The following is an 18,618-nucleotide window of genomic DNA, read 5'->3' on the forward strand; positions in this document are numbered from 1 at the left end:
TTGTTGAGCCCGATTTTTCGGCCTGGGGCTATGATTAGTCAATTTTCTATTTATTATCTTGATTATAAGAACTGCTTATTATCGAGCGACCCCATGCCCGAATCCCGCCGCGATATTCACCCCCTGCTCAATGACCGCCTGGACTGGAACTTGCTGCGCACCTTCCGGGTGATCGGCCAGGAACTGAGCATCAGCCGCGCCGCCGCCCGCCTGCACCTCACGCAACCGGCGATCAGCCAGGCGCTCAAGCGCCTGGAAGAACAGCTCGACTGCCAGCTCATCCTGCGCCGTGGCCCGCGCTTTGTGCTTACCGAGGCCGGTGAGCAGATCTTCGCCATTGCCGGTGAGATGTACGGCCAGGTCTCGCAGATGAGCAACGCCCTGCAAAAGCCGGGTGATGAAGTGATCGGCAAAGTGCGCTTGCTGATGATCAGCCGGATTAATTCCGACACGTTCGATGACTTTCTCGCAGGCTTTCATCGCGAGCACCCACGGGTAGACCTGGAGGTCGAAGTGATGCGCAGCTCCGACATCGTCGCCGCCCTGCTGGAAAAAACCGCAACCTTGGGGCTGAGCCTCAACCGTCGGCCACAGCCGCGCCTGGAACAGCACCTGTTCCTACGTCAGCGCTATGCGTTTTTTTGTGGGAAACACCACCCCTTGTTCGGACGCACCGGCTTGGTCGAAGGAGACTTGCAGTCGGAAAACTTCGTGAGTTTTACCAGCGATCAGATCGGCGGGATGCTCTCGCCGCTGACGATTTTTCGCGATCAGCAAGGGTTCGGCGGGCGGATCGTGGCGTCATCATCCAGCCTTGAAGAAGTTCGGCGCCTGGTGATTGCCGGGTATGGCCTGGGATGCCTGCCGGTGCACGTGGTGGCCGAGGATGTGGAGAACGGGCTGCTCTGGCGGTTGCCGCCGGATGAGGGCATTGCGGATGTGGATATTCACGTGCTGTGGAATCGGGAGCAGAAGATGAGTCGGGCGGAGGGGGTGTTTATTGAGTGCCTTTTGGAGCGGTTGGCCAGAACATAATTGGCCGCATCCGAGTGCGCCAAAAAGCAGTTACAACTCACCGGATGCTCACCGAAGCGCGCACGGCTAGGATTGCAGCCAACTAAGCCAATGGCGTACATTAGCGATGATTTTCATTGAGACATCGGTCTTCACACGTCGCGTTAAAGAATTGATCGACGAGGATGCCTACATGGCCTTTCAGAACGTGCTTGTAGTGAATCCCGCCGCAGGCGATGTGATTGAGGGTACGGGCGGTATCCGCAAAATACGAGTAGCAGCCAAGAGCCATGGTAAACGAGGCGGGGCACGTGTGATCTATTACCACTTCGCCTCGGCATCACAGATTGTTTTACTGATGATCTATCCCAAAAATGAACAGCAGGACTTGAGCGCCGACGAACGCAAGTCACTGAAGGCTGCGATTGAGCACTGGAGATAGCTATGAGCCGACTTTTTGATGAATTGATGGAAAGCGTTCAAGAGATGAACGAGATCCTGCGCGGAGAACGGGAGCCATCCCGTGAATTTCATGTTGACTCAATGCGAGTTAAAGAAATCCGTAAGGCAACAGGGCTGACCCAGGCTAAATTCGCAGCGCTGATTGACGTTCAGCTCGGTACGTTGCGCAACTGGGAGCAGGGTCGTCGCGAACCTACTGGGCCGGCAAAGGCGTTGTTGAAAGCTATCCATAATGACCCAGTACATGTACTGAACGCGCTGGCTAGCTAAAATAAAACTCCACCCCCTGCACCTTAAACATCGTCATAACCGGAAAAGCTCGGAGCTGACTCAACTTCGGGCTTTTTCGTTTGTGATGCTGAGTGAGGACTCTTCAAAAACCTCACATCGATAGCACTGATGATTACTATCGAAACGAGCGCCTGCTCGATTGCCAACACTGATTCCTATAATCGCCCCCAGCTTCCCTCTCCTGCGTCTGACCTCAGGCGACTTTCACCTTGGAATCCCACACCATGCCAAGCGCGAGCCAGGCCTCTAACGGCCTTCCCGAACATAATCAACAAAGCGTCAAACAGCAGTGGCTGGCAATTCTTTCGGTCGCCGTGGGTGCATTTGCCCTGGTGACCAGCGAGTTTCTGCCGGTGGGCGTGCTCAACGACGTCGCCAGCGACTTGGGCATCAGTGCCGGCCACGCAGGCCTGATGGTCACCCTGCCCGGCATCATGGCGGCCCTTGCAGCGCCGTTGCTGTCGGTTGGCATTGGCGCCATGGACCGCCGCTATCTGCTGATCGGCCTGACGCTGGTCATGATCCTCGCCAACGGGGTGGTGGCCTATGCCACCGATTTCAGCCTGCTGCTGTTCGGCCGCGTACTGCTGGGCATCAGCATCGGCGGTTTCTGGGCCACTGCCATCGCCCTCAGCGGCAGGCTGGCGCCCAAGGGCGTGGGCGTCGCAAAAGCCACGTCGATCATCATGATGGGCGTGACCCTGGCCACCGTACTCGGTGTGCCCGTAGGCACCTGGCTCAGCGGCCTGATGGGCTGGCGCATGACCTTTCTGGTCACCGCGCTGGTGGGTGTGCCGGTGCTGCTGGCGCAAGTCTTGCTGCTGCCGCGCCTCAAACCGGAAAAGGCCATAGAGGTACGCGACCTGCCGGCCCTGTTTATCAACCCACAAGCGCGCGTCGGGTTGATCGCCGTACTGTTGATCGGCTTGGCGCACTTTGCTGCGTACACCTATGTCGCGCCGTTCTTCAAGCACAGCTCCGGCTTCGACGGGCCGACGATTGGCTCATTGTTGCTGCTGTATGGCGTGGCAGGCGTTCTGGGCAATGTGTTCGCCGGCTTCGCCGCCAACCGCAGCGTACGTAACACCTTGCTGCTGGTCGCGCTGATGATCGGTACCAGCACCGCCCTGTTCCCTTACTTCGCCACCGGTATGACGGGTGCCGTGGTGCTGATCGCGCTTTGGGGCTTTGCCTTTGGCGCCTTCCCGGCCTGCGCCAGTATCTGGATGTTCGTGGTAGCGCCCAAGGATGTGGAGCGAGGCATGCCGCTGTTCGTGGCGCTGTTTCAGGTGATCATTGCCCTGGGCTCGTTCTTTGGTGGGCGGATCGTCGACCAAATGGGCAGCTCGGTGTTGTTGAGCCTGGCCACTGTGTTGGTGGGGTTGGGGTTTGCGACCGTGCTGGTGTTGGGCCGCAAGGTGAGCAACAGCTTGGTGGCGCAGCCTGCCTGACCGAGTTGCAGCCAAAAAAAAGCCTGCTGAGCGTTGAGTTCAACAGGCTTTTTTCGTTTCCGGAGCAGGTGTTTATTGGGCCGTGGGGAAATCACGCTCGAGGACAGCGTCCACCAGGGCTTGCGCGTTCTCAATCAATTGAGCCAGAGCCATGATGACAGGCGACTGTGTGCTGACTGGATCTTCGGCGCATTGGTAAGCGGTTTGCAGGGCGGATGACAGGATTTCGGTGGCGTTTGTGAGGGCTTCTTCGGTGCCGATGTCATCGGCTACGCAAAAGAGTTTGCGCGCATGCCCTTCGGTAAAATCAGCAGTGCTGTTCTTCATGATGTAACTCCACGTTATGAAAAGAAGCTACCACTCCCCCGCTGTCAAACAGGATTGGGTGGCAGCTGTACGCGGGTTGACAGACCGGAAACGTGGAAACCCGGCGCACCCGAAGATGCCCCACGCACAGCCGCCATAACAAATGGGCACAGACAGACGCCTGGGACCAGTTTGGGGATGCACAGAGATCGCACGTTCTTCGGCCTGTCAAAACCGGTCGCCATGAGGGCGACGGCGGAAGGTTAGCGCCCTACCCCAGCCAACGCAACCCTGCTCGAAAACCGCCGAACCCGCATAACGTAAGCACCTGTTTCGGAAAAGCTTGGTAACCAGAATGCCCACAGAAAACCTTGTGCGCATAAGCCTGCGAGCTAGTCTCAAAAAGGTCGCCACCGGGGCGGCATACTGTCAAGGGTGCTTACATGCCAACGAAATATCGCGATGCGGTCACAGGTGAATACGTAACAGAGCAAGAGGCGAAGAAAAGACCAAGGGAAACGGTGAAAGAAACCGATAAAAAACGCCCGGCGAAGCCGACCGCCAAAAAGTAGGATCAACAGATGAGAGCGATTGCCGTATGTCCAGACAGACTTGCCAATGAAACACCATCACTTCAGCTATTGAGCACTTAGCCGCCCATGCTCAGAGTGATAAGCTAACAGGGGGGGGGGGCTACCTGTCGAGCTTATCACTTACCCGAAATGAAATTAGCCTGCAAACTTCAAGCTTCTGCCTTTGCGTTAATCACGAACCGACTCAAGCTAATTACACCGTAACCTCAGGAACCCCAGAAGTCTCATCAATTTTCTCAATCTGATCGAAGTAGCCTTTAGGTATGGCTCGGAGCTTAAGCAACACACTACTTCCATGCGGTGTAAGCTTCCACTTCGATAGCTCGCTATTATACTCAGTAAGACCGAGAGCTCTTAACTGAATCTTTAGTGTCTGCTCATCACGCCAAACAATACTAAAATTCCTAAGGCCATCATGGCCTTTCAACTGATCGTCATTTTCCATTTCGGTGCTACCAATGTAGTCGGTTTCTACAATTTTATTGAGTCCTTCCTGATACTCATGATCACTTAAGCCGTCAAGCATAAGTGCACCTATATCTTCAAAAATGTCGTTCCATGAAATCCTGATAATGCGAGTGAAGGTCCAGATTTCGCCATTCTCATCATCCGTATTAAACTCAAATGCCACAGGGAAAACTTCATCCCCTTGAGCCAATTCGCTCACTCCCTCTGGAACCTCAAATAGTGACTTATTGACCTTCTCCTTTAGGTCATCTATTATTTTGCGAAGACGAAGCACTTCTTCAGCAGCAAGAGATGCAGCAGCCTTATCAGCACGAACCCAACCCGGCATCGGATGAGTTTTTATCAACCTTACCAAACTACGGCTTACGACCGAGCCAAGTTCTGCTGACGTTTCCCAATACTTGCACATTTTCTTTTGAGTCAACGCCCGGAGCTCTTCCAGTAATACCCTTGATTCAAAATTGGTTTCAGTTTTTGCTGCGGTTATATTCGCTGGTGTCTTGTGAAGGAATGCGATGATTGGTTTTCCAGTTTCTAGTGCGTACCGGTATTCCTGCTCAGTATAGCTTATACCCTGCGGGCCGATCGATCCATAGCGGCCGCCGATAATTATAATGTAGTAGTCACACTCATCTATCACTCGCTTTATCAGGCTCCACTGATCTTCATCAGTCGCTGGAAATAGCTCCATTCCCGCCGGGATACAGTCCAGCTCAAGTAAGGCTTGTATTACTTCGTGTCGCTCTTCGTGAAGATCCTCATACGTGGAGCTTACAAAAACTTGATGGCGACGTTCTATGCTCATACTTCACTCGTCCATATAGTAGGGGTTACAAAATTTTGGTAATTTGCTTTAAGTGTCCTGTATCAGTGCTTGTTACAAAAAACCTTATAATTCAATTAATAAAGAGCATTCTAACTTTTCTCCAAAGTTAAGGGATACCCAGAAAGTCAGAGCCCATCGTCCTCGGATTAGGTTTTGGCTAGCGTCTGTGCATGAGGCCATGAGAAGGTGCTTTGTCATAAGTGCTGTCACACCCCCTGTCACAAGTCATTGCCATATCGTTTCCCGACGCTCGTCCATCAAACGCTGGAGACCGATATCCAAAGACACCCATCGGATTTCAGAGCTAAGCGCACGAGAAGTCTCACCAGATTGCCGATTCTAAATTTCAGGGAATTGTGGTGGCAGCGTCATAGGCTTGGAGAGTAAATGTCTCAAATGACCCATCGACAACAATATCCACGCCCGAGAACTTATCGATCTTATTGGTCCCGCCGATAAGAGCATACCCATCACGCCACACAAATACTCTCTGCTCCTTAAGCGTCATTGCAATTTGCGTGGCCACCACGCCCCGCACAAAGCGAGAATCGAACTGCATCCTTTGCAGGACATCCACCACCCCATCCACCGGCGCTTCCTCACCTTTATAATAGGTGTAGGGCATGCTCACGAACTCTTCATTTGCGCCTACCACTCGGCTTCTCCTTAGCTTGAGTAAGGGCGTAATTTCGCCCGGAAACTACGATAGCACAGTGCCGCACAATGGAAGATTTACAGAACCATAAAGGGATAGTGCGCGCGTACGTGAATTCTGCTGGGCATTGATCCACACCGTTTCTCACAATTCACACAGGAACGCGTGGCAATCAAAATATCGTTGCGTCGTCAGCAGACGGCTCTGTTTTCAGAGAAGGGAGTTTGGAGATTGCTGCTGTGCGCAATCTGCCAAACGCTTTGGATATCGCGTGTGAGCGTTTTCCGTAATGGTCGTGTGAGCTGGTGGGGATGAGAAAGGTATCGGTGCTGTCTATACTCAGTCGGTCAACGGTAGCCTTGCCGCTCGAAGTCATACCAAGGGCTGTGGTTCTTCCATTTTAACCCTCGCATTTCGACTCCCGCTCCGCTGGTGAGCAAGGACATTTCCCTTTTGTTCTCCTCACTGGTGTCCTCACCGAACACCATACCCACCAAAGCATTTCCGTATTTTATATCCAGCGGCTCCGTCGACTTTGTAAATGCCACATAGCGATATTCATTCTCAGCTTCCCAATCGCTCATTTTTTCGAAGAAAAGCTGCTGATAATGCTTTCTTAAATGGATCGCCGGGTACCTGTCTTGACCATACTTTTCAAGATCGTCTGTGTTGATGCTAAAGGTCAGCTCTTCAAAAAGGTCACGGGCGATTCCACAATCTTTGTACTGCACCTCACCACGGAGTAATGGAGTGTGTGCAGCGAGCTGAGTAGTTATTTCTTTCTCAAGACTTTCGCGGTGGAAGACCAGACAAACGCCGGTGTGCTTCTCAGCGTACTGCGCCCACATTCGAGGCTTACAAAACCCCCGGTTGAAAATATCGGTGAGGTGGTTACCGGTCAGCGGCCCTGTATCACGTGAGAAACAGGCTAGACGTGTATCGCGCTTCAACTCGTCTGAAAGCCAAGCCGACATAACATTGCGGTCGTAATTTATTCGGTCGACCTTTGGCTCAAACGACACGAAATCGAACAACCAACTTTTAGTTTCCTTGGGATCATTGGTCCGTCTGTACTCGCCAAACCGGAGAGTACGAAACTTGAGGATGCAATTGATCGCAGTCTCGGCGCTGGTATAGTGGTAGAGATAATTATTGTGGTCTGTGACATTGATAATCACGGCTTCATCCTTGGCTCTGCATAAGATGCTGGTAGCCAAGGATAGTACTCCGGACAGTGCTCGATACTCCATCGCACCGTGACGAGCTCACAGGAGCCCTCAGAGATATGGACGCACTCACCTTCAGGGATTTGCAGGAGATTGAGCTGTGCACCTTGTGTCGAAGGGTACGGTCAATTCGTCAGGATCGAAATCCGAGGATTTCAATCGCCACTGGTACGGAGTTGAACAACAGATCGCCAGGGTATTTTGGCGGGATGATGAGTGGTCAAACTGAGTGGTCAAACCAAAAAATCAACACACATAAAAAACCCCGTAAATCAAAGACTTACAGGGCTTTTATTTGTATGGCGGAGAGATAGGGATTCGAACCCTAGGTACCGGTGAAGGTACAACGGATTTCGAATCCGTCCCATTCGGCCACTCTGGCATCTCTCCAACGGCGCGCATCATAACAGCATGATTGATGGATGCAAAGCGCCGAAGCGATTTTTTTCCGTGCTATCAGATGCTTGCGTCGATTACAGCGGTACGCCGAGGCGCTTGGCGACTTCTTCGTAGGCTTCGATCACGTCACCGAGGCCTTGGCGGAAGCGGTCTTTGTCCATCTTCTTCTTGGTGTCTTTGTCCCACAGGCGGCAGCCGTCCGGGCTGAATTCGTCGCCCAGGACGATGGAACCGTCGTGGAATACGCCGAATTCGAGCTTGAAGTCCACCAGCAACAGGCCAGCGTCGTCGAACAGCTTGCTCAGCACGTCGTTGACCTTGAGGGACAACTCCTTCATGCGCGCCAGTTGCTCAGCGGTGCCCCAACCGAACGCCACGACGTGGGATTCGTTGATGAACGGGTCGCCCTTGGCGTCGTCCTTCAGGAACAGTTCGAAGGTGTAAGGGTTGAGCTTGAGGCCCTCTTCCACGCCCAAACGCTTGACCAGGCTGCCGGCGGCGTAGTTACGCACGACGCACTCGACCGGGATCATGTCGAGCTTCTTGACCAGGCATTCGTTGTCGCCCAGCAGTTTGTCGAATTGGGTCGGGATACCGGCCGCTTCGAGTTTCTGCATGATGAAGGCGTTGAACTTGTTGTTCACCATGCCTTTGCGGTCAAGCTGTTCGATGCGCTTGCCGTCGAACGCAGAGGTGTCGTTGCGAAACAGCAGGATCAGGCGGTTGGCGTCGTCGGTCTTGTACACCGACTTGGCTTTGCCGCGGTAGAGTTCTTCACGTTTTTCCATGATGGGCTCCGCTTTGAGTAAGGTGGGCTAGGCGATGTGTCGCCAGTCGAGCCCTGAATCTTGATCGGCCAGTTGCAGCCAGTCCGGGTCGCACCCTAGGGTGTCGACAAAACATTGCCGGGCAAGCGTCGGCAGGTTGTTCTTGCTGCTGAGGTGAGCCAGGACCAGGTGTTGCAGGTCTTGCCAGCCCAACTCATACACCAGGTATGCGGCCTGGTGGTTGTTCAAATGTCCCAGCTCGCCGCCCACCCGCTGCTTGAGAAAATAAGGGTAATGACCGCGTGCCAGCAGGTCTCGGCAGTGGTTGGACTCGATCATCAAGGCATCGAGGTCCCGGTAACCCTCCAGCACCTTGGCGCAATAAGAACCCAGATCGGTGAGCACACCGAAGCGCCGCTCACCGTCACTGAATACATATTGCGTCGGCTCCTGGGCATCATGAGCAACCGCAACAACATTGATGCTCAGGGCGCCAATTTGCAGTTGCTCACCACCGGCCAGGAAGCCAGCAGGTTCAATGGGTTTGCGCATCCCGCGCAACGTGCCGCGACTCAAGTACACCGGTAAATTGTAGCGCCGAGACAGCAAACCCACGCCATGCACATGGTCGGCATGTTCGTGGGTTACCAGAATCGCGCTCAGTTGCGTGGGGTGAACCCCCAGGCGCAACAGGCGCCGCTCGGTTTCCCGCAGGGAGAAACCACAATCGACCAGCACGTACGTGTCATCATGGGCGACCAGCGTACCGTTCCCTTGGCTACCGCTGCCGAGAACGGCAAAACGCATCGGATCAGCCCAGGTTGTCTTGAATCACGCCCAACACTTTGCGCGCTGTTTCAGCTGGCGCGACGGTGTTGATGTTCTTCTCGACGGTAACTTGCACGCTTTCGCCCACCTTGCTCAAACGAACCTGGTAACGCTCGGCGCGGGTTTCGATCTCTTCCTTGGTCGGCGCGCTGCCGAACAATTTGCCGAAGAAACCTGGCTCGTCGTCTTTTTTCTCGGCCTTTTCAGCCACGTTGATGTAGTACAGGCCCAGGCTGCGGTTGATGTCTTCAACGCGCCAAGGGCCCTGCTCCAACGCGCGGCCAACACTGGCCCAGGCGCGGTCGAGGTCTTCACCCAGGTTCAGCACCACGTTGCCGCTGCCGTCTTCGGTGAGGCTGACGCGACTAGGGGTGTCGTAATCACGGGCGGCGAGTAAGGATACGGAACCACCCTTCTCGGAGATACGGCTCATGCTGGCCAGCATCTCGTCGACCAGCGCGGCGTCGACACCGGTGTTGACCGAGCGCGGGGTGAAGTCGACGTCAGCCGTGCTGCCGGCAGGCCGCTCGGCGCTGACCACATAGACTTCGCTGGTGTTGCGCTGCACGCCAGGCTCGATGCGCACACGCACACGGGCTTCGCTGTCGGCGGCTACACCGCCCGCCAGCAGGCGCTGGGCCATGTTGGCGGACAGCTCGCGACCTTGCTGCCACGCGGTGGTGAACTCACCGGTCTGCGGGCGTTGCTGGTCGAGGCGGAAACCGTTGTCCTGAAAGAACTGCACCGCCACCGGCCAGACTTCAGCAGGTGGGCGCTGAGCCACGATCCAGCGGTTGTCGCCGCTTTTCTGCAGGCTGTAGTCGCTGGCATCGGCCACGGCCGTGATCGGCTGTGGGCGTGGCACTACGTACTCACCCTTGACCGTGTCGTCGGCAACGTTGCGTGGAATCGGCAGCAGCGGGTCAAGGCGCTTGGCGACATTGACATCAGGCGGCAGTTGCATCGGTTTGGTTGCTTGCGCTTCCAGGTAATCGCTGCCGCGGTCACGGAAGTAGCCTTCCGGGCCCCATACCCAACCGCAGCCACTGGTGCTGGAGATAATCAAGGCAAGTGCGGAAAGTCCGGCCAATCGCTTCATGCGTAGTGCTTCCTCAATTAAACCAGGACGCCGGACTGGCGCAGGGCCTGTCGCAGCGGTTCGTGACAGGCTTCGCTGAGGCGGGTGAGCGGCAGACGGATACCGTCCGGCATCAGGCCCATCTCAAACAGCGCCCACTTCACGGGAATAGGATTGGATTCGATAAACAGTGTTTTGTTGAGCGGCATCAGCTTCTCGTGGATCGCACGAGCGGTGGCTGCATCGCCAGCAATGGCGGCGGCGCACAGCTCGCTCATGGCGCGCGGGGCCACGTTGGCGGTCACGGAGATGTTGCCCTTGCCACCCAGCAGGATCAGCTCGACAGCGGTGGCGTCGTCACCGGAATACACCAGGAAGTCGCTGCTCACGCCGGCCAGGATGTCCTTGGCGCGCTGCAGGTCGCCGGTGGCTTCCTTGATGCCGATGATGTTCGGCACGGTGGACAGGCGGATCACGGTCTCGGCCTTCATGTCGCACGCGGTGCGGCCCGGCACGTTGTAGAGGATCTGCGGGATCTGCACGGCTTCGGCGATGGCTTTGAAGTGCTGGTACAAGCCTTCCTGGGTCGGCTTGTTGTAATACGGGGTTACCAGCAGGCAAGCGTCGGCGCCGGCCTTCTTGGCGTTCTTGGTCAGCTCGATCGCTTCACGCGTCGAGTTGGCGCCCGTACCGGCGATCACGGCAATGCGGCCCGCCACGCGCTTGACCACGAACTCGATCACCTGGATGTGTTCTTCCACATCGAGGGTGGCCGATTCACCTGTGGTGCCGACCGCCACAATGGCGTTGGTGCCCTCTTGCAGGTGGAAGTCCACCAGTTTGCCCAGGCTGTCCCAGTCGAGACGACCTTGTGCATCCATGGGTGTGACCAGTGCCACCATACTGCCCGCAATCATGCAACCGCTCCTGCCGGAAAAAGAGAGCCGTAATGGTACTGGCGCCAAGATGCTTGTACAAGCGAAGTACCGCGTGAGGATGCGTTCTGGCGCAACTAAACCTCGGGCAATGCCATCATTGGGCCAAAGCACCGCCCGAAGGCGGCTGATCACGCAATGAAAACGCCACCTCCTAGCCCTTGGCGACGCTTTTCGCTACCCTTGATCCTTTGATCGATACCGCCCACACGGCATCGACCGCTCATCGCTTTAGGAAGGCTGCATGTCCACCCCCACAGTTCGCGAACAATTCCTTGTTATCAGTGCCCTCGGCGCCAACCCCATGGAGCTGACCAACGTGCTGTGCCGCGCCAGCCATGAGAATCGCTGCGCCGTCGTGACCTCCCGCCTCACCCGCCATGGCGAGTGCAGTGCGCTGGTCCTGCAAATTTCTGGCTCCTGGGATGCCTTGGCGCGCCTGGAAACCGGCCTGCCGGGCCTGGCCAAGAAGCATGACTTCACCGTCAACGTAGTACGCAGCGCCGCCCTGGAAAACCGCCCCCAGGCTCTGCCTTATGTAGCGTATGTCAGCTCGGCCTACCGCTCGGACATCGTCAACGAGCTGTGCCAGTTCTTTATCGACCATAACGTCGAACTGGAAAACCTGACCTGTGACACCTACCAGGCGCCACAAACCGGCGGCACCATGCTCAATGCCACCTTTACCGTGACTTTGCCGGCCGGCGTACAAATCAGTTGGCTGCGCGACCAGTTCCTGGATTTCGCCGATGCCCTGAACCTCGACGCCTTGATTGAGCCATGGCGCCCACAGAACCCCATGTAAGGAAGTACTTCTCTATGCCGGTAGCCATCGACACACCCGTGGCCGATTTCGAGGCCCAGGCCACCAGCGGCCAGACCTTCAGCCTCGCAGCCCTCAAGGGCAAGCAAGTGGTGATCTACTTTTACCCGAAAGACAGCACCCCTGGCTGCACCACCGAAGGCCAAGGCTTTCGTGACCAGTACGCCGCGTTCAAGGCCGCCAATACCGAAGTATTCGGCGTGTCGCGTGACAGCGTGAAGTCCCACGAGAACTTCAAAGGCAAACAAGAATTTCCTTTCGAGCTGATCAGCGATAAGGACGAAGCGGTCTGCCAGCTGTTTGATGTGATCAAGTTGAAGAAACTGTACGGCAAGGAATACCTGGGCGTGGATCGCAGCACCTTCCTGATCGACAGCCAAGGTGTGCTGCGCCAGGAATGGCGCGGCGTGAAAGTGCCGGGGCATGTTGATGCCGTGCTGGCGGCAGCGCAGGCGCTGAACAAGGCTTGATCTTGCCTCGATAAGGCCTTCAGGCCTTGCGCAACCAATAACGATACACACCCTCGGCGGCGTCTTCATGCTCCAGGGTGTGGCCGGCCAGCTTGGCAAAGGTGCGAAAATCGCGCTGGGAGCCGGCGTCGGTGGCTGTCACCTTGAGCACGGCACCGCTGGCCAGTTTATTGAGCTCCAGCTTGGCCTTGAGCAAGGGCAACGGGCAGTTCAGACCGCTGGCGTCGAGTTCGGCGTCACAGGCTACAACGTCGGTCATGGTGTTACTCCAGGCAAACATTTAGGCTGCTTAGAATATCTGGTCCCAAGCTCAGTGTCCGGCTACAGTAAGCTCTTTGTCGAAAGGCTTTGTGCATGACTTTTTTGCGCCCTACCCTGCTGACGCTGGCCTGCCTGCTGGCCTCCCCGGCCTTCGCTGACGACCTGCCGTCACTTGGTGACGCCAGCTCTGCCATTGTCTCGCCGCAACAGGAATACCAACTGGGCCGCGCCTGGCTGGCTTACCTGCGCGGCCAGGTCTCGCAACTCAATGACCCGCAACTCAAGGATTACGTCGAAACCAGCGTGTACAAGCTGGTGGAGACCAGCCAGGTCAATGACCGGCGCCTGGAATTTATCCTGATCAACAGCCCACAGCTCAACGCCTTTGCGGCACCAGGTGGGATCGTCGGGGTCAACGGCGGCCTGTTTCTCAATGCACAGACCGAAGGCGAATACGCGTCGGTACTGGCCCACGAACTGGCGCACTTGTCCCAACGCCACTTCGCCCGAGGCGTGGAAGCGCAATCACGCATGCAACTGCCGATGATGGCCGCCCTGCTTGGCGGCATTATCGCCGCCGCTGCGGGTGCCGGGGATGCCGGTATCGCCGCGATTGCCGGCTCACAAGCCGCGGCGATCCAGGAGCAGCGCCGCTTCTCCCGCCAGAACGAACAAGAGGCTGACCGCATCGGTATCCTTAACCTGGAGAAAGCAGGCTACGACCCTCGCTCCATGCCCACCATGTTCGAACGGCTGATGCGCCAATACCGCTTCGACGCCAAGCCGCCAGAGTTCCTGCTGACTCACCCGGTCACCGAATCGCGTATCGCCGACACCCGCAACCGCGCCGAACAGGCCAAACCCGGCGGCAAGGAAGACAGCCTGCGCTATCAACTGATTCGCGCACGGGTACAGCTCAAGTACGAAGACACACCAGGCCTGGCTGCCAAGCGCTTCCAGGCGCAGCTAGATGAAAACCCTAAAAATGACGTGGCGCGCTATGGCCTGGCCATCGCCCAGATCAAGGGCACTCAACTCAAGGAAGCACGGGAAAGCCTGGCGCCGCTGCTGGCCAAGGCGCCCAACGACATCACCTACAACCTGGCCCAAATCGAACTGGACATCACCAGCAACCGTATGCCGGATGCGCAGCAACGTACCGACCGCATGCTCACCCAGTACCCCAGCAACTATCCGCTGAACCAGGTGCGGGTAGATCTGTTGCTTAAACAGAACCGTACCGCCGATGCAGAAAAGGCGCTGGACGGGCTGCTCAAATCGCGCCCGGACGATCCGGACGTGTGGTATCAGGTCGCCGAAACACGCGGCTTGTCGGGCAACATCATTGGCCTGCATCAGGCCCGTGCCGAATATTTCGCACTGGTGGGGGATTTCCAGCAAGCCATCCAGCAGTTGGACTTTGCCAAGCGGCGCGCTGGCAATAACTTCCCGTTGTCCTCACGCATCGACGCCCGTCAGCGTGAACTGATCGAACAGGAGCGCCTGGTAAAAGGCATGATGAGCTAAACCCGCCGCCCACAAAAAAGCCCCGCTGCCGTTAGTTCGGCAGCGGGGCTTTTTTATGGGGCTAGCGGATTACTCAGCCAACTTGAAGGTGATGAAGCTGGCACGGCCTTGACGCAGGACGCGCATCGACACCGAGCGATTCTTCGGCAACGCCTTGGCGATGTCGGCGAATTCCTTGGTGGTATCGATTGCCTGGTTGTTCAAGTGAGTGATCACGTCACCCGGTTGCAGGCCGATCAAGGCGGCTGGGCCGTCCTGAACTTCCTTGATCACCACACCGCTTTGCAGGTCGAAGGTTTTCTTCTGCTCGGCGGTCAGTTCAACCACGGCGATACCCAGGCGGTTACTGCTGCGCTCGGCACCGGGCTTGGCGTTGCCCAGGGCATCCAGGGTCGCGCCTTCTTCCGGGATGGCACCTACGGTCAGTTCGACGTTCTGGCGCTTGCCATCACGAATCACTTCCAGCTTGGCTTTGCCGCCAGCCTTGAGCGCGCCGACCAAATGAGGCAAGTCTGCCGACATGATGATCGGCTGGCCGTTCATGCTCAGGATGACGTCACCGACTTTCAGGCCGCCTTTGGCCGCAGGGCCATTGTCCTGAATCTGCGCAACCAGGGCACCGGCCGGCTTGTCGAGACCGAAGGACTCAGCCAGGTCCTTGTTCACTTCCTGGATTACCACGCCCAACCAGCCGCGGCTGACCTTGCCGCCGCTTTTGAGCTGATTGGAGACGTCCATGGCCACATCGATTGGGATCGCGAAAGACACGCCCATGAAGCCGCCGGAGCGGGTGTAGATCTGCGAGTTGATCCCCACCACTTCGCCGGCCAGGTTGAACAGCGGGCCACCGGAGTTACCCGGGTTGATCGGCACGTCGGTCTGGATGAACGGTACGTAGTTTTCGTTCGGCAGGCTGCGACCGATGGCGCTGACGATGCCTTGGGTAACGGTGTGGTCAAAGCCGAACGGCGAACCGATCGCGACCACCCACTGACCGGCCTTCAGGTCCTGGGACTTGCCCAGCTTAAGCACCGGCAAGTCCTTGCCCTCGATTTTAAGCAAGGCCACGTCGGAACGTGGATCGGTGCCAATCAGCTTGGCCTTGAGTTCACTGCGGTCGGCCAGGCGCACGAGAATCTCGTCGGCATCGGCAATCACGTGGTTGTTGGTGAGGATATAGCCGTCAGGCGAAATGATGAAGCCGGAGCCCAGGGATTGGGCTTCGCGCTGGCCACCGCCGCCACGGGGGGAGCGTGGTTGCGGCATCCCTCGTTCGAAGAACTCGCGCAGCATGGGCGGCAAGCCTTCCAGGTCGGGCATCTGCTGGTTCGAGACTTTGCGATCCGGCAGCTTCTGCGTGGTACTGATGTTCACCACGGCAGGCGAGGCCTGCTCCACCAGTTGGGTGAAGTCAGGCAACTCGACCGCTTGCGCAGGTAAGGCCTGACCCAGCACCAGCACTGTGGCGACTATGGATAAGTAAGACTTCAAACGTGGTATCGACATACAGCTCCCGTTACGACGAGCAGGGTTAAGCGACAGGGTTCAATAAATGCCGGGCACTGCGACCGGCATTTTTTGTTCCGCGAACAAACAAGGCCAGAGCCATCAAACCCTGACCTATAAAAAACATGGGAAGTTTTTGCAAGTGAAAATGCTGATCCAGAGATTTCATACACCCAGCCCCCAACCAAATTCGGGCTCAGATTGAAAGAACAGGATGAACATAAGATTAACAATCTCAGGGCTTGGCGGCGGCCTTTTCACCACGCACCGACAACGCGATACGCTCAGCAGTGCCAATGGGAATTTCGCCGACCACCGTGACCATCATTTCGCCATCCACCGTATTCAAGCGCCGCGAGACTGCCACGGTCGGCCCAAGCTGAGCACGGGTTTCATTCACGTCAGCGCCGCTGGCTGACTCAAGAAACACCGAAAAACGCGCGAGCCCATCGTCATACATCAGGCTGTCGACGGTAGATTTCGTTTGGGTATCTTTGCGCGTGGCGCTGCTAATCTGTTGGAAACCTGGCGGTAGCCAGTCCAGATGCCACCTTTGCGTGGCAGACAAGTCAGGTGCTTTAGCGGCGGACGACATTGTTACCGGCGAACAGTCGCTGCTGGGCTGCAAGTCCTGCTCAGAAGGAATGGCCGAGGGGTCCAGGCGCGTGAACTGGAAACGCTCCAACAACTGCCCTTGATCGTTGAGCAGCAAGGACTTGAGCGGCAGCGCAGTCTCACGATCCAGGTGTAATTCAAACCCATAACGGTAAGGGTCACGCGGACTGATCGACACAATCACCGCATTACGACCAGCCACGCGGGATTTGCCAATGACGGCCAGTTCATAGAATGGATTGAGTTTTTTGGGATCGAGAATACGCGAGGGTGCATCAGAAGAATGACCGAGGCTGGCAACCAACGTGCCACTGACGCATTGCGCCCGGCCGTCTATCCGAACCGCTTCTTGGGCGGAGCCGTCAAGCTGCAACAAGCGTTCACGGACATGACCCTCCTGGACGCGATGCCAGATGTCATGGGTGGAAAAACTGCCGTTACGTTCGTAGACAAACGTACCTTCAAAGCTTTGCTGCTGCTCTGCACGCCCAAGTCGAGTCAGCCAGTCTTGGGCTTCATCGGCATGGGCGGATAGTGCAAACCAACTACTGAGCAAAAGCGTAAGGAGCGGTATGGCGCGCATAGGGCTCCTTAGCGAATCAGCGGTTTTCCTGGCTTGCTGCACGAGCGTATGGCAGAGCGCTTTCAGTGCCTTTGGCGGCCGATTCCTGCGCATGTTGACGCAGGTAGCCTGGAAGGCGCTGATCCTGCCAACCGGATTGCCCCTGAAGTACACCATTGGCCATAGGGCCGGTGGTATCGGTGCTTTCCTTGTAGCCAGCCAGCACGGCCGGGCCCTTGACTTGCGGACCGGCCATGACCGGTTGCTGAGTCTGTTGGGCCAGCTCGTTGCCTGCGATCTCGTCCTGGTTGTACAGGCGAACACCTGCCAACACAGCAACGGTCACCGAGGCGGCCACTGCCAGACGACCCAGGCTACGCCATGGACCACGCGAGGCTTTTGCCGGAACGGCTTCATCCGCCAGTGCAGCAGAAACGGCCGCAGCAATATCCAGACGAGGGATTAGGAGATCCTTGTGCATCACCGCCCGAGCGACTTGGTAACGAGACCAGGTATCACGGGTTTCGGCGTCATCAAATGCGTTGAGCACTCGACGAAGTTCCAGTTCATCCGCTTCGTTATCCATCACTGCGGACAGCGATTCCTGCAGGGCATCACGACTCATGGCGGTTCCTCTCTTGGCTGTCGCCGCTGTCTTTAGTTTTCCTGCAACAACGGTTGCAAGGCTTTGTCGATGGCTTCCCGGGCCCGGAAAATCCGTGACCTCACAGTCCCCACCGGACATTGCATGACGCTCGCAATGTCTTCGTAACTCAGACCATCGAATTCACGTAAAGTTAACGCCGTACGCAAATCTTCTGGCAGTTGCTGAATAGTGCGATGAACGGTGCCTTCGATCTCGTCGCGCAGCAATGCACGCTCCGGCGACTCGAGATCTTTGAGGCCGTGATCACCATCGTAAAATTCTGCATCTTCTGAACTGACATCACTGTCTGGTGGGCGGCGACCGCGTGACACCAGATAGTTTTTCGCCGTGTTAATGGCGATGCGGTACAGCCACGTATAAAACGCACTGTCACCGCGGAAATTTCCAAGTGCACGGTAAGCCTTGATAAAGGCTTCCTGTGCAACGTCCTGCGCTTCATGGGTGTCGTGCACAAACCGCACGATCAACCCGAGAATTTTGTGCTGGTATTTCAGCACTAGCAGATCAAATGCTCGCTTATCACCGCGCTGTACGCGCTCGACCAGCTGCTGATCCTCTTCCTGGGTTAGCATGAACACTCCTCGTTGTACTTGAAGGAGGCTTGCATAACTAAACGATCAGGCTTGCAAACATAGACTCGGGCTTTTCGCAAAAGTTCTCCCCCTTCAAGCAAGTTTCCGGCATGCACTGATTTGGCACACACGAAAAACGCAGCACGGTCGGTGCCGGCTGCGCGAATAATCTTGTCGCCGGTTTCGTGACGCGTCCAATGCTCCCGACGGGCCAATAAACTCAACGTTTTCCCAGCTTTCGGGCAACCTGCTATTGAGTCGGGGCTTATGCAAAAAGTTCCCGTCCCGCCAACCGGCCGTTTCCCAACGCTGCGCA

Annotated in this window: 21 protein-coding genes and 1 tRNA gene; 8 read left to right on the forward strand and 14 right to left on the reverse strand. The window is 56.6% G+C overall.

Annotation, left to right across the window (positions count from 1 at the left end):
• Positions 1-93 precede the first annotated feature (93 nt).
• The 4 genes from QK296_RS22635 (at position 94) to QK296_RS22650 (ending at position 3,218) form a co-directional block, all read left to right on the forward strand.
• Complete coding sequence (locus QK296_RS22635; RefSeq protein WP_057710827.1) at positions 94-1,035, forward strand: LysR family transcriptional regulator; 942 nt, start codon at positions 94-96, stop codon at positions 1,033-1,035.
• A gap of 106 nt (positions 1,036-1,141) precedes the next feature.
• On the forward strand, positions 1,142-1,456 hold the full coding sequence (locus QK296_RS22640; protein ID WP_034135084.1) for a type II toxin-antitoxin system RelE/ParE family toxin: 315 nt from the start codon (positions 1,142-1,144) through the stop codon (positions 1,454-1,456).
• A 2-nt stretch (positions 1,457-1,458) separates the two neighbouring features.
• A complete protein-coding gene (gene nadS, locus QK296_RS22645) occupies positions 1,459-1,746 on the forward strand; it encodes a NadS family protein (RefSeq protein ID WP_014717446.1) in 288 nt (95 codons plus the stop codon).
• Between the two features lie 245 nt (positions 1,747-1,991).
• A complete protein-coding gene (locus QK296_RS22650; RefSeq protein WP_034135083.1) occupies positions 1,992-3,218 on the forward strand; it encodes an MFS transporter in 1,227 nt (408 codons plus the stop codon).
• Positions 3,219-3,290: 72 nt separating this feature from the next.
• Here QK296_RS22650 and QK296_RS22655 read toward each other — a convergent pair whose 3' ends face one another.
• Positions 3,291-3,545, reverse strand: coding sequence for a DUF3077 domain-containing protein (locus QK296_RS22655; RefSeq protein ID WP_034135082.1), 255 nt, complete (start codon positions 3,543-3,545; stop codon positions 3,291-3,293).
• 422 nt (positions 3,546-3,967) lie between these two features.
• On the opposite strand from QK296_RS22655, the gene QK296_RS22660 reads away from it, so the two are divergent.
• The gene (locus QK296_RS22660; RefSeq protein WP_080765583.1) at positions 3,968-4,096 is read left to right on the forward strand and encodes a multidrug transporter; all 129 of its coding nucleotides are present in this window, start codon (positions 3,968-3,970) and stop codon (positions 4,094-4,096) included.
• A 214-nt stretch (positions 4,097-4,310) separates the two neighbouring features.
• On the opposite strand, the gene QK296_RS22665 is transcribed toward QK296_RS22660, so the two are convergent.
• The 8 genes from QK296_RS22665 to dapA form a co-directional block, all read right to left on the reverse strand.
• A complete protein-coding gene (locus tag QK296_RS22665; protein WP_205884984.1) occupies positions 4,311-5,390 on the reverse strand; it encodes a DUF4062 domain-containing protein in 1,080 nt (359 codons plus the stop codon).
• A gap of 367 nt (positions 5,391-5,757) precedes the next feature.
• Positions 5,758-6,036 carry a hypothetical protein gene (locus tag QK296_RS22670; protein ID WP_164692266.1) on the reverse strand — a complete coding sequence of 93 codons (279 nt, stop codon included), beginning with the start codon at positions 6,034-6,036 and terminating at the stop codon, positions 5,758-5,760.
• A gap of 377 nt (positions 6,037-6,413) precedes the next feature.
• Positions 6,414-7,283 (reverse strand): DUF2971 domain-containing protein, encoded by an 870-nt coding sequence (locus QK296_RS22675; RefSeq protein ID WP_240520865.1) that lies wholly within the window; start codon positions 7,281-7,283, stop codon positions 6,414-6,416.
• Between the two features lie 309 nt (positions 7,284-7,592).
• Positions 7,593-7,682: transfer RNA gene (locus QK296_RS22680), tRNA-Ser, on the reverse strand.
• 83 nt (positions 7,683-7,765) lie between these two features.
• On the reverse strand, positions 7,766-8,479 hold the full coding sequence (gene purC / locus QK296_RS22685) for a phosphoribosylaminoimidazolesuccinocarboxamide synthase (RefSeq protein WP_027604309.1): 714 nt from the start codon (positions 8,477-8,479) through the stop codon (positions 7,766-7,768).
• A 27-nt stretch (positions 8,480-8,506) separates the two neighbouring features.
• Positions 8,507-9,265 carry an MBL fold metallo-hydrolase gene (locus QK296_RS22690; RefSeq protein WP_003189469.1) on the reverse strand — a complete coding sequence of 253 codons (759 nt, stop codon included), beginning with the start codon at positions 9,263-9,265 and terminating at the stop codon, positions 8,507-8,509.
• Between the two features lie 4 nt (positions 9,266-9,269).
• A complete protein-coding gene (bamC, locus tag QK296_RS22695; RefSeq protein ID WP_003189467.1) occupies positions 9,270-10,385 on the reverse strand; it encodes an outer membrane protein assembly factor BamC in 1,116 nt (371 codons plus the stop codon).
• Positions 10,386-10,402: 17 nt separating this feature from the next.
• On the reverse strand, positions 10,403-11,281 hold the full coding sequence (gene dapA / locus QK296_RS22700; protein ID WP_034135081.1) for a 4-hydroxy-tetrahydrodipicolinate synthase: 879 nt from the start codon (positions 11,279-11,281) through the stop codon (positions 10,403-10,405).
• Positions 11,282-11,543: 262 nt separating this feature from the next.
• Between dapA and QK296_RS22705 the strand changes: the two genes are divergently transcribed.
• Complete coding sequence (locus QK296_RS22705) at positions 11,544-12,104, forward strand: glycine cleavage system protein R (protein ID WP_003189463.1); 561 nt, start codon at positions 11,544-11,546, stop codon at positions 12,102-12,104.
• A gap of 14 nt (positions 12,105-12,118) precedes the next feature.
• On the forward strand, positions 12,119-12,592 hold the full coding sequence (locus QK296_RS22710) for a peroxiredoxin (protein WP_003189461.1): 474 nt from the start codon (positions 12,119-12,121) through the stop codon (positions 12,590-12,592).
• Between the two features lie 19 nt (positions 12,593-12,611).
• Here QK296_RS22710 and QK296_RS22715 read toward each other — a convergent pair whose 3' ends face one another.
• Entirely contained in the window at positions 12,612-12,851 is a 240-nt protein-coding gene (locus tag QK296_RS22715; RefSeq protein WP_003189460.1) for a sulfurtransferase TusA family protein, read from the reverse strand.
• Positions 12,852-12,946: 95 nt separating this feature from the next.
• On the opposite strand from QK296_RS22715, the gene QK296_RS22720 reads away from it, so the two are divergent.
• Positions 12,947-14,380 (forward strand): M48 family metalloprotease, encoded by a 1,434-nt coding sequence (locus tag QK296_RS22720; protein WP_003189458.1) that lies wholly within the window; start codon positions 12,947-12,949, stop codon positions 14,378-14,380.
• Between the two features lie 69 nt (positions 14,381-14,449).
• Here QK296_RS22720 and QK296_RS22725 read toward each other — a convergent pair whose 3' ends face one another.
• The 4 genes from QK296_RS22725 to rpoE all read right to left on the reverse strand — a co-directional run bounded on the left by QK296_RS22725 (position 14,450) and on the right by rpoE (position 18,302).
• Positions 14,450-15,886: a DegQ family serine endoprotease gene (locus QK296_RS22725; RefSeq protein ID WP_003189456.1), complete on the reverse strand. Its 1,437-nt coding sequence runs from the start codon at positions 15,884-15,886 to the stop codon at positions 14,450-14,452.
• A 235-nt stretch (positions 15,887-16,121) separates the two neighbouring features.
• Positions 16,122-17,084: a MucB/RseB C-terminal domain-containing protein gene (locus QK296_RS22730; RefSeq protein WP_282391321.1), complete on the reverse strand. Its 963-nt coding sequence runs from the start codon at positions 17,082-17,084 to the stop codon at positions 16,122-16,124.
• A gap of 16 nt (positions 17,085-17,100) precedes the next feature.
• Positions 17,101-17,688 (reverse strand): RseA family anti-sigma factor, encoded by a 588-nt coding sequence (locus QK296_RS22735; protein ID WP_003189451.1) that lies wholly within the window; start codon positions 17,686-17,688, stop codon positions 17,101-17,103.
• 32 nt (positions 17,689-17,720) lie between these two features.
• Positions 17,721-18,302 (reverse strand): RNA polymerase sigma factor RpoE, encoded by a 582-nt coding sequence (gene rpoE / locus QK296_RS22740; protein ID WP_003172477.1) that lies wholly within the window; start codon positions 18,300-18,302, stop codon positions 17,721-17,723.
• Between the last annotated feature and the right edge of the window lie 316 nt (positions 18,303-18,618).

This window comes from Pseudomonas sp. AL10 (genome assembly GCF_029960685.1).
GTDB lineage: Bacteria > Pseudomonadota > Gammaproteobacteria > Pseudomonadales > Pseudomonadaceae > Aquipseudomonas > Aquipseudomonas lactis.